Genomic DNA, 687 nt, shown 5'->3' on the forward strand with positions numbered 1-687 from the left:
CGCAAGCTACTACGTCCTTCATCGCCTGTAATCGCCAAGGCATCCACCATGTGCACTTATTCGCTTGTCCCTATAACGTTGGCCCCTGCTGACAACAGGGAACGTCATAGTTCAAGGAGTACAGCTTCATTGCATGTTTGTTGATACTTTGATTACTACCCTAAGTGTGCTCGCTCATCGTTTCCGACTCGCTCACACGCTTAAAAAAACTTTACTTCTTCCAGATTGTTAAAGAACGAAAAAACAGTGATCTCGAAAAGATCAAACCTAAACCACTCATCAATATTATTGATGGGCTTACGTTTGCACTTTCATAACCAGTGAATGGTGGAGGATGACGGGATCGAACCGACGACCCCCTGCTTGCAAAGCAGGTGCTCTCCCAGCTGAGCTAATCCCCCCGTGTGGCTTGATAACCATGGTGGGTCTGGTTGGATTCGAACCAACGACCCCCGCGTTATCAACACGGTGCTCTAACCGACTGAGCTACAGACCCGAACTGTTTTCGCTTCTTTACTGCAACAGCCGATAAGCGTGGACGCTTGATGTTGAGCTGAGTTTTGACACTCGCTCGGTGCTACTCTAGAAAGGAGGTGATCCAGCCGCACCTTCCGATACGGCTACCTTGTTACGACTTCACCCCAGTCACGAATCCTACCGTGGTAAGCGCCCTCCTTGCGGTTAAGC

The 687-nt window shown here is 49.5% G+C and carries 2 tRNA genes and 1 rRNA gene; all 3 read right to left on the bottom strand.

Annotated features, from left to right (window positions below):
• Positions 1 to 325: 325 nt before the first annotated feature.
• Positions 326 to 401, bottom strand: a tRNA-Ala gene (locus tag ACFFJK_RS22340).
• An 18-nt stretch (positions 402 to 419) separates the two neighbouring features.
• A tRNA-Ile gene (locus ACFFJK_RS22345) sits at positions 420 to 496 on the bottom strand.
• Between the two features lie 90 nt (positions 497 to 586).
• Positions 587 to 687, bottom strand: a 16S ribosomal RNA gene (locus tag ACFFJK_RS22350); the annotation flags it as partial.

The sequence above is a fragment of the Massilia consociata genome, assembly GCF_042432755.1.
GTDB lineage: Bacteria > Pseudomonadota > Gammaproteobacteria > Burkholderiales > Burkholderiaceae_D > Telluria > Telluria consociata.